Genomic DNA, 9,738 nt, shown 5'->3' on the forward strand with positions numbered 1-9,738 from the left:
GCCGCGCCGCGCAAGCTGCGGCCTCGCGGCCCACCACGCTTCGCGCCGAACCGAAGCCTGACGAGCCAACCGCGCCCAAGGCAAAGCGCGGCTTCTCCATTCCCTTCCTGAAGAGAGCCGAGCGGCTGCCCGATCCGGTCACTTTCGTGAACGGCAAGCCTGTTGTGGAATCGCAGTCAGCGAATTCCAATTCGGGTTCGAATGAAAGCAAGCGCAAGAAGCTCGTGCTTGCGGGCATCGTCCTGCTGGCCGCCGTCTCCGCCTTTGCCTTCAACATGCTGACGAAGCCGAAGCTGGCGAAGCAGACGAGTTCCATCGAACAACCGCTGGATGCCGCACCCGCAATGGCAGTGACGCAGAAGGCCCAGTTGCCACAGACCGGATTCATGGCGCATGGTGAGCCGATCGGCCTAGTCGATGCTCCGACCTCCGATCCTCTTGTCACCGGATCGATTCCGGCGCGCAAGACCGATGCCACGCTGGCATCGATCGTGGCCGAACCCGGAGCATCACGCGCCGAGATGCCGCCACCCGACGTTGGCCCGCTGGCCCTGCGCGAGTCAGCGGCCCGGGGCGATGCCAAGGCCCAGTTCATCATCGCCAGCCGCTATCTCGATGGCCAGGGCATTGCCCAGGATCTCGTGAAGGCCGCCTACTGGTATCAGCAGGCCGCATCGCGCGGACTGGCGCCGGCACAGTATCGCCTGGCAACCCTGTTCGAGCGCGGCAAGGGCGTTCCGCTCGATACCGCGACAGCTCTTCTCTGGTATGAGCGCGCCGCTGACGGCGGCAATGTCAAGTCCATGCACAACGCCGCGGTGATCGCGGCGGGCAATCAGGCGGGCACGCCCAACTACGACAAGGCTTTCAAGTGGTTCAAGGCCGCCGCCGATCGTGGGCTCCATGACAGCCAGTTCAATCTCGCTGTCCTCTATGAGCGTGGGCTCGGAACGCGTGTCGACAAGGGCGAGGCCTTCTTCTGGTACAAGCTGGCTGCCAACCAGGGTGACACCGATGCGGCAAAGCGCGCCTCCGACCTCACGAAGTCCCTGACAGCCGACCAGACTTCTACTGCCACCCGCAGGGTCGCCGACTGGACTCCGCTGCCCAGCGACGACGAAGGCAATGTCGTTGCTGTCACAGATCCGGTCTGGAACCAACCAGCTCCGCAGGCCGCCGCTGTGCCCTCGCTCCTTGCGCAGGATGTGGCCGTTCCGATGATCAGCGAACAATCGGCCAGCGATGAACCTTCCGCTGAAAACCCGGTTGCGGAAGCGCAGGTGCTGCTGACCAGGCTTGGCTTCAATGTCGGGTCGCCCGATGGCCGCATGGGCAGCCGCACCGCCAATGCGATCAGGCTGTTCCAGCTTCAGTCCGGCCTCAAGGTGACGGGCGAAGTGACGCCGGAGGTGCTCGACGCGATGCGAGCCAAGGCAAGCTGAGGAACCACCGTGCGACAGATGGGATCAACACGGGTGAGGCCGTCGTGAGCGACGGCCTCACCCGTGGCGAAATTCCCCGCGCAGCACTGGCCCTGGGGCTGGCCGGGCTCATTCCCTTTGCCGCCGGTGCGCTGTCGCTCTGGCTTCCGCTAGGGCCGCTCACGCCGGATCATGGCCTCAAGCTCGCCATCAGCTATGGCGCGATCATCCTGTCGTTTCTGGGCGGAATTCGCTGGGGAACCGCCATCGGGCCTTATGATGCCGGGCGGCAGAGCCGGGAGTTCGCCGCAAGCGTCCTCGGGTCGCTGGCAGGCCTTGCCGCCATCTTTCTGCCGTCCGTTCCAGCGCTGACGTTGCTTGTCGCGGGTTTCCTCATGCAGGCCCTGTGGGACGTCACCAGCGTCGAGGCGGGCCGGCTGCCATCGTGGTTCGGCAAGCTGCGCATGCTTCTCACGGCGGGCGCGGTCGTCTCGTTGATCGCGGCGCTGGTGGCGGTGGTCGTTACCTGACCTTCGATGCCGGAAAGCGGTGAATTGCCTTCGTGCCCAGCATCCACACGTGATAGTCGCCAAACAGGTTTTCAAACGCATCCGAACGCACGCTCAAGGCTCCCGTGTAGCTGCCGAAGGCGGGCATGATGATGCGGCGGGCATCGGCGATGAAGCAACGGCAGCGTATGCGGCGCCCGCGTGACTCGATTGCTGCTGCGGGATGAAGGTGTCCGGCGATCTCCGATTCTCCATCAGCCAACAGGCCCGGCAGATGTCGTAGCGTGATGGGTCCAAGCGCCACCTGTTCCACGACTCGGCCGCCAATGTCTTCGGGCGGCTTCGGGTCGTGGTTGCCGGTGATCCAGATCGTCTCGTGATGTGCGGTGATGGCGCGGAGCATGGCGAGGTCGGCGCTATCGATACGCTCGCGGGCGGTGTTGTCGTGAAAACTGTCGCCCAGGAAAATCAGCGTTGCAGGCTTCGTCTCGTCCAGCACGGCGCGAAGCTGCAGCAGCGACTCCCGCGTATCGTAGGGCGGCAGGTGAGCGCCGCGCCGGGCGAGGCTCGTGCCCTTTTCAAGATGCAGGTCGGCGACCAGAAGTGCGCTAAACTCCGGCGCATAGAGTGCTCCCGAAAGGTCAGGAATGAATTCCACGCCCGAAATGCCGATACGCTGCGATCTAGACAAGCCGCATGGCCTCGTCGATGAGATCGTTCGCGGCTTCGGCGAGAAGGGCATCATGGCCTTCGCCGTAAACTGATTCGCGGCCGATATCCAAGAGCACGGGCACCGAGAGCGGCGACACGGTGTCGAGTGCGCGGTGAATGATCTGCCCGCGGATTCTCCGCAGCATGGCCCCCAGCCGCCAAGCATCGATCAGGCCTTCCGCTGCGTCGTCCCATGCGGCGCGGAGCAGGATGTGGTCGGGCTGGTGGGTGCGCAGCACGTCGTAGATCAAGTCGGTGTTCACCGTCATCTGCCGCGCGGTCTTTTCCTGTCCGGGCTGGCGCCGCTCGATCAGTCCCGCGATGATGGCGGCATTGCGGAACGTCCGCTTCATCAAGGCTGATTCCGCCAGCCAGGCGTCGAGGTCATCGCCCATCATGTCCTCATCGAAGAGACGGTCGAGCGACATCCGTCCCGCCGAGATCAGAAGCGAGATGTCGCGAACCATCCACACGACAAGGGCATATTCCGAGGCAACGAATCCCAGGGGCTGTAGCCCCGCGCGCTCCAGGCGCCTCGTCAGCAGCATGCCCAGCGTCTGGTGCGCGAGGCGGCCCTCGAAGGGGTAGCAGACCATGTAGTGCTTGTCGGCGCGAGGGAACGTCTCGACCAGCATCTGGTTCGCCTTCGGCACCACCGAGCGGAACTTCTGCAGCGACAGCCATGCACGCACCTGCGGCGGCAGCGCGTTCCATTGGCTCGCGTCCGACAGCATCTCGCGCACGCGGCTCGCGAGATAGGTGGAAAGCGGAAATTTGCCGCCCTGATAGGAGGGCACCATCGGCTCCCGGTCGTTCGAGCGTGAGGCCAGGACGCCAAATTCATCGAGCCCCTCGAAGCGCAGCACCTCGCCCGCGAACAGGAATGTGGTGCCTGCTGTGAGCTGACTGATGAACCATTCCTCCACCTCACCCAGCACGCGGCCACCAACGACCACGCGCTTGCCCAGCCGGCGCTTCACATGCGCCAGCCTCACCTTCAGCATCTCGTCCTCGACGATGGTGCCCATGTTGAGCCGATAGGCCGTGGCGAGGCGTGGATGCGAGAGGCGCAGCGTTCCATCCGGCTGGAGCCTCAGCTTGGCATAGCGCTCATAGGCCTTGAGCGCGTAGCCGCCGGTGGCAACGAAATCCACCGCCGTATCGAAATCCTCGCGCGAAAGATTGCGGTAGGCCCAGGCGCTGGTCACTTCCGCGAAAAGATCATCGGCGCGGAACGGCCCGGCGCAAGCGCGGCCCAGGATGTGCTGGGCCAGCACGTCGAGCTTCCGCACCATCGGGTACTCGGTGTCCTGCGCGTTCTCCTGTGCGGCGTGAAGCGCAGCCTGGCACTCCAGCACTTCGAACCGGTTCGACGGCACCAGCAGCGCTTGCGAGGGCAGGTCGAGCTTGTGATTGGAGCGGCCGATGCGTTGCAGCAGCCGGCTCGATCCCTTGGGGGCGCCCACATGGATCACGAGGTCGACATCGCCCCAGTCGATGCCGAGTTCCAGCGTCGACGTGCAGACCACGGCACGCAGGCGGCCTTCGCCCATGGCGGCCTCAACCTTCCGGCGCTGGCCCACATCAAGCGAGCCGTGATGAAGGGCAATCGGCAAGTTGTCGTCGTTGGCTTCCCACAGCGACTGGAAGATGACCTCCGCCTGGCTCCGGGTGTTGACGAAAATGAGGGTCATCTTCGCCTTCCGGATCTCGTCATAGATTTCCGGGATGGCATAAAGTGCGGAGTGTCCCGACCACGGCACGCGCTCGACGGAGGAGAGGATTCGGATATCGGGCCGCGCGCCGGACTTTCCCATGACCAGCGGCGCGGGCGTGTTGCCGGTTGGTACGAGCCAGGCGCGCAGTGCATCTGGATCGGCGACGGTGGCCGAGAGACCGATGCGGATTGCGTCCGGCGCATGGGACTGTACGCGGGAGAGTGCGAGCGACAGCAGCACGCCGCGCTTCGACGTCACGATCGCATGCAGTTCGTCGAGGATGACGGTGCGAAGGTTCTTCAGCATGTGGGCGGCATGAGGGTCTGCCACCAGAAGCGAGACCTGCTCGGGCGTGGTGATCAGGATGTCCGGCGGCTTCTGGCGTTGGCGCTGCCGCTTTGAATGTGGCGTGTCTCCGGTGCGGGTTTCGATCGTCACGGGAAGCCCCATCTCGGCGACAGGCGCTTCGAGGTTCCGCGCGATGTCGACGGCCAGCGCCTTCAGGGGCGAGATGTAGAGCGTGTGGATGCCGTCACCCTTTTCCTGTCGCCCGCTGATCTCGATCAGGCTCGGCAGGAAACCGGCAAGAGTCTTGCCGCCGCCAGTGGGCGAGATCAGAAGCACGCTTTCGCGGGCCTCAGCATGTTCCAGCACGGCAAGCTGGTGGGCGCGGGGGCTCCAGCCTCGCGCGGCGAACCAGTCTGAAAAGCGTTGCGGCAACGTCATGGGCACCCAGCTTGACTTGGGACGCGGTCCGACGCAACTCAAGCGCCATGTCGTTTGATCCCAAATCGCCGGTGACGCACCGCTCGGTCCTCACCGTGGCTGTGCCGATCATGCTCTCCAACGTCTCGGAGCCGATGATCGGCGTCGTCAACACGGCCGTCATCGGGCAACTGCCCGATCCCTATTACATCGGCGCCATCGCGGTGGGCGCGCTCATCTTCTCGTTCATCTTCTGGGGCTTCGGGTTTCTCCGCATGTCCACGGGCGGGCTCTCGGCGCAGGCGACGGGTGCGGGAGACACACCGGAACTCGTGGCCGTCCTCATCCGCTCGCTGATGATCGGCGGCATCGCGGGGGTTTCCCTGATCCTCCTGTCACCCTTCATCCGCGAGGCGGCCTTCGACATGATCGGCGGCTCGCGGGACATTCGCGCGCACGGCGAGACCTATTTCAATCTCAGGATCTGGGCTGCACCGGCGGCTCTCGCCAATTACTGCGTCATGGGATGGTTCATCGGCCAGTCGAAGGCTAAGCTCGCCTTCATGGTGCAGCTGTTTTTGAATGTCACCAACATGGCGCTCTCGGCCTTTTTCGTGCTGGAACTCGGCATGACGTCAGATGGCGTCGGGCTTGCTGCCCTGATCGCCGAGTGGTCGGCGGTGACACTTGCCCTGGTTCTTGCACTGGGCATGCTGCGCAATATGGGCGCGCATATTTCTTGGCCCCGCATCCTCGACCGCCAGCGGCTGTGGAAGACCCTCGCCATGAACGGCGACGTGATGATCCGCACGCTCTGCCTCGTCTTCGCCTTCTCGTGGTTCACCTCGCGCGGTGCTCGCGCGGGAGACGTGGTGGTGGCGGCCAATGCGGTTCTCATGAACTTCTTCGAGGTGGCGGCCTACCTCATCGATGGCTTCGCCTATGCCTCCGAGGCGCTGGTGGGGCAGTCGGTGGGTGCCAGAAACCGCCAGCGCTTCCGCGCCGCCATCTGGCTCACCAGCATCTGGGCCATGGTGGTGGGAGTGATCTGCTCGCTCATCATCTGGTTCATGGGCGGCGCGCTGGTCGACCTGATGACGGTGAGCCCCGAGGTCCGCGAGACGGCGCGGGCCTATCTGCCCTGGGTCGCGATCTCGCCCGTTCTGGGCGTCATCTGCTTCCAGTTCGACGGCATCTTCACCGGCGCCATGGCGACGAAGGACATGCGCAACATGATGATCGTGTCGCTCGGCATCTTCATGCTGGCATGGTGGCTGCTGGAGCCGCGCTTCGGCAATCACGGCCTGTGGGCGGCGCTCAACATCTTCTTCGTGGCACGGTGCATCACGTTTGCCACCCGCATGCCGGGGCTGGAGCGAAGGGCGTTCGCGTGAGCTTTTCCCTTTTCCCGTGCGCAGCATGGGAGAAGGTGCCCGAAGGGCGGATGAGGGCTGGCTTGTGCAACAAGCCGGACTCGCCCCCGGGGGATGCACCGCATGGCTTTGCCATGCAGCCCTCATCCGGCGCGTTGCGCCACCTTCTCCCGCTTGCAGCGGGAGAAGGGGTACTTACTCCGACTGATATCTTGCAATCGCCGAGCGTTCGAGGGCGGCGGTGACCAGCTTGTCGAGGCCGAGCGTGTCGCGGAGGATGGCGAGGAACCGCAGTTCCTCCTTGCCGACCGCGAGGTCGGACGCGGCCACTTCGACGGCCAGCGCATAAGCCGTCTCGCGAAGCCTCGGCTTCAGGGCACCCTTGACGAGGCCAAGCACCGTCTGCAGGCCTTCGGGCTCCGAGAGAATGTCACCCGCCTCCTGCGCCACCACCATCAGGCGATGCTCATCGAAGTCGCGGAAGATCGGCAGCGTCTGCACCAGCTGGCGGATTTCGGCCAACTCGATCGCGTTGACCTTGCCCTCCACACCCGACATGGTGACCATGGTGTAGATGAGCGCTTGTTCAGTGGAAATGGTGCCGGTCATTGGTAACTCCTCGCATCGAAGCGGAGTTAGGGGAAGTATTGCAGATTGTCCAGTTTGGGAGATCAAAGAGAGCTGGCATGACGGTTTCAGGGAGTGGCGCTCATTCGCACCATCTCGATCGCATCCACCAACCCCACGCGCGAGATTGTCACGCCCGATGGAAAGGCTGTCGTGAAGCGGCTGGCCAACCGTGAATCCAGAACCACGAAACTGCCCCTGTCACCCGCGCGCCGGATCAGGCGTCCGAAGGCCTGGCGCAGCCTGAGGCGCACCACCATGTCGGTGTAGGCATTGCCGCCGAACATTTCCTTTCGCGCGCGTTCGAGGATGGTCGGCGTTCCCCACGGCACGCGGTCCATCACGATGAGCCGCAGTGAATCGCCCGGCACGTCCACGCCGTCGCGCACGGCATCGGTTCCCAGCAAGCAGGCATCGCGTTCGGCGCGGAACATGTCGACGAGGGTTCCGGTGTCCATCGGGTCGACGTGCTGGGCATAGAGCGGCAGGCCCGCTTCGGTGAGCGGTTTCACCAATCGCTTGTGCACGGCGCGGAGCCTTGCGATGGCGGTGAACAAGCCCAGCGCACCGCCTCCCGAGCTGAGGAACAGTTCGCGATAGGCGGCGGCCACCTGGTCCATGTCCTCGCGGTTGACGTCCGTCACCACGATCACGCGGCTTGAGCCCACATAGTCGAAGGGCGACTCGTAGCTTTCGCGCTTCACGGGGTAGGGCAGGTGGATGGCGCCCGTCCGCATCTCGGCATTGGCCCAATCGTCCGGCACGTCGGGCGGGCGGTCCTTGAGCGTGGCGGAGGTGATGACGATGCCGTCGGCGGGCTTCAGCACGGCCAAGGCCATGGGCTCCGTCGGGTCGATCCAATGCGAGTGAAGTCCCACATCCTGCTCGCGGCCAAAGGCCTGCGTGATGTCGAACCATTCGACGAAGAGCGGGTTCTTCTGATCCAGCAGGCGCGACAGCATGTCGATCCACGAGCCCACCATCAGTTCGCCGCGCCTCTTGAGTGAGCGCGAGATGGCTTCGATGCGGCCGCGGTCATTGGTGGAGAGGTCCTCGGCCTCGGCATCGAGCTTCTTCGCCAGCGCGTTGGCGAGTGACGACATCGGGCGCTTCAGGTCGATGAGGGCCGCCGCAAGATCGCCCGCCGCCTGCGCCAGTCCATCGACCAGTGGCAGGCAGTCGGTTTCAAGCGTGTGGCTGGACTGTTCGGCCCGCGCCAGAACCTGCTGGCGGACCAGTGCGAGGAAGATTTCGGCGGGTCCATCGGGCTGCCCGGCCTGTACGCGCCTGGTCCAGCCGGGGCCAGGGAGGGCGAGCGAAGCGCGGAGCACCTGCTGCAGAGGTTTCTCGCCATTCTCGTCCTCACCCAGCAGATCGCCGATGCGGTCGGCCAAGCCCCGCCCGCGCCGCCGCTCGGTCTCTGGCCCGCGCAGCCAGCGGCGGAGTTCGGAGGTTTCCATCGCCGTCAGGTGGCCCGAGAAGGCCGAGTCGGCTGCATCGAAGAGATGGTGGCCCTCGTCGAAAACGATGCGGCGGATGCCTCCCGGCGCTGCTTCCTCTTCCTCCGTCTGCGCCACGCCCAGCGCATGGTCGACGGCGGCCTGATGCAGCACCAGGGCATGGTTGGCGATCACGATCGAGGCGTGGCGCCCGGCCCTCACCGAGCGCTCGATGAAGCAGCGCTTGTAATGCGGGCAGGCGGAATAGATACACTCGCCGCGCTTGTCTGTGAGGCCCAACGATTGGGCGGTTACGCCCCGGCCTTCACCTTCAATCGCGAGATCGTTGAACAGCGAAAGAATCCAGGAGGGGAAGTCGCCGCCCACCATGTCGCCGTCACGCGTGAACCGCGCCCAGCGCGAGATGAGCGCGGCGAGAAGGGCTGTGCGCGGGTTGGAAGACGTGAGCCTGCCGAACACCTCCTGCATGTTGAGGAGGCAGACATAGTTTTCGCGGCCCTTGCGGATGACGATCTTCGCCCGGCGCTCATCGGGGTTCTCGATCAGGCGTGAGGTTTCCTGGTCGAGCTGACGCTGAAGGTTCTTGGTGTAGGTCGAGACCCATACGGGCGCGTTGTTCTTCTTCGCCCAGAGATAGGCCGGTGAGAGATAGCCCAGCGTCTTGCCCAGTCCCGTTCCCGCTTCCGCGAGGAAGATGTTGTTCAGTTCCTTCCTCTGGCGCGGCTGGAAGGCGAAGGTGGCGGCACCTGCATAGTCGGATTGTGGGGCACGCTGCTCTGACTCCGTCCCCAATACCTCGCGGAGAAAGGCCTGCGCTTCTGCAGGCGTAATCGCGTCCTGCCGGCCCGGCGCTCGGCCGCCGTCTTCCTCCCATTCCTCCACGCGGTCCCAGGCATTGAGGCCGGTGGCGAAGGAGCCGACGTCGAGCTTCGGGTTGGCCTTGAGGATCGCTTCCATCACCAGCTTCGCCCACGGCCAGTTGGCGCGGGCGAGGAAATTGGCGTTCTCGGCGGTTTCGCGCAGCAACGGGTAATGCCTGTTGGCGAGGCGCTGGAGCAGGTCTTCGGCGATGAGGTGGATCGTCTCCTCGTCGCTCGCTCCCGGCTCCAGCGCCAGCGAGCGTGCGAAGCCAGTGGGTGTTGGCGTGGCGAAGCGGGCGGGGCAGGTGAAGGCGAAAAGTTCCGCCACATCGAAGTGGCGCTGGTCGCGGGCGG

General features: G+C 64.7%; 7 protein-coding genes. 3 read left to right on the forward strand and 4 right to left on the reverse strand.

Annotated elements, in window-relative coordinates; genetic code table 11:
* Together ACEW8Q_RS20230 and ACEW8Q_RS20235 are read left to right on the forward strand one after the other, a co-directional pair.
* Positions 1-1,442: peptidoglycan-binding protein (locus tag ACEW8Q_RS20230; protein WP_373505872.1), on the forward strand; the 1,442-nt coding region annotated here is incomplete at its 5' end.
* Between the two features lie 44 nt (positions 1,443-1,486).
* A complete protein-coding gene (locus ACEW8Q_RS20235; protein ID WP_373505873.1) occupies positions 1,487-1,951 on the forward strand; it encodes a DUF3429 domain-containing protein in 465 nt (154 codons plus the stop codon).
* Here the strand turns inward: ACEW8Q_RS20235 and pdeM are convergent.
* Both pdeM and ACEW8Q_RS20245 read right to left on the reverse strand, forming a co-directional pair.
* Positions 1,944-2,621 (reverse strand): ligase-associated DNA damage response endonuclease PdeM, encoded by a 678-nt coding sequence (pdeM, locus tag ACEW8Q_RS20240; RefSeq protein WP_373505874.1) that lies wholly within the window; start codon positions 2,619-2,621, stop codon positions 1,944-1,946. The two genes, ACEW8Q_RS20235 and pdeM, sit on opposite strands and share 8 nt — an antisense overlap.
* Positions 2,614-5,085: a ligase-associated DNA damage response DEXH box helicase gene (locus tag ACEW8Q_RS20245; protein ID WP_373505875.1), complete on the reverse strand. Its 2,472-nt coding sequence runs from the start codon at positions 5,083-5,085 to the stop codon at positions 2,614-2,616. Before ACEW8Q_RS20245 ends, pdeM begins: the two co-directional genes overlap by 8 nt.
* A 47-nt stretch (positions 5,086-5,132) precedes the next feature.
* Here ACEW8Q_RS20245 and ACEW8Q_RS20250 point away from each other — a divergent pair, with 47 nt between their 5' ends.
* A complete protein-coding gene (locus tag ACEW8Q_RS20250) occupies positions 5,133-6,458 on the forward strand; it encodes an MATE family efflux transporter (protein WP_373505876.1) in 1,326 nt (441 codons plus the stop codon).
* 174 nt (positions 6,459-6,632) lie between these two features.
* On the opposite strand, the gene ACEW8Q_RS20255 is transcribed toward ACEW8Q_RS20250, so the two are convergent.
* Together ACEW8Q_RS20255 and ACEW8Q_RS20260 are read right to left on the reverse strand one after the other, a co-directional pair.
* On the reverse strand, positions 6,633-7,046 hold the full coding sequence (locus ACEW8Q_RS20255) for a tellurite resistance TerB family protein (RefSeq protein WP_373505877.1): 414 nt from the start codon (positions 7,044-7,046) through the stop codon (positions 6,633-6,635).
* An 86-nt stretch (positions 7,047-7,132) separates the two neighbouring features.
* A partial coding sequence (locus ACEW8Q_RS20260) for a helicase C-terminal domain-containing protein (protein ID WP_373505878.1) occupies positions 7,133-9,738 on the reverse strand: 2,606 nt, incomplete at its 5' end.

Source organism: Aestuariivirga sp. (assembly GCF_041738905.1).
Lineage (GTDB): Bacteria > Pseudomonadota > Alphaproteobacteria > Rhizobiales > Aestuariivirgaceae > Aestuariivirga.